Below are 404 nucleotides of genomic sequence, written 5' to 3' on the forward strand. Positions count from 1 at the left end.
CTGGCCTGGAGTCTTTGGGAAGGCGAGACGATCACGCTCCTGCCGGAGCCGGAGACCAGCACGCCGTTCGGCCAGGACGACTATGCGGTGGCGTTTGCCCGCATCGAGAACCACTACTTCGTCCATGCCGGCTGGCTGGAAGAAGGACAGCTGCTGCGCGACGCCTGGAAGCTGAAGGACATCCCCGGCACCATCGTCCACGGCCGCTACGACATGCCTTGCCCGGCGAAATATGCCTGGGCGCTGCACAAGGCCTGGCCGAAGGCCGACTTCTACCTCGTCGAAGGCGCCGGCCACGCCTATTCCGAGCCCGGGATATTGGACCAGCTGATCCGGGCGACGGATCGGTACGCGGGGAAGAACTAGTCGATGTACGGCGTTCCGTCACACCCCCTTCTGCCCTG

At 64.9% G+C, this 404-nt stretch carries 1 pseudogene; it reads left to right on the plus strand.

From position 1 onward, the window contains the following. Nucleotides 1-366: pseudogene (locus tag EN851_RS34340) on the plus strand (prolyl aminopeptidase); the annotation flags it as partial. Between the last annotated feature and the right edge of the window lie 38 nt (nt 367-404).

Origin of the sequence: Mesorhizobium sp. M8A.F.Ca.ET.208.01.1.1 (genome assembly GCF_004791315.1) — a bacterium.
GTDB lineage: Bacteria > Pseudomonadota > Alphaproteobacteria > Rhizobiales > Rhizobiaceae > Mesorhizobium.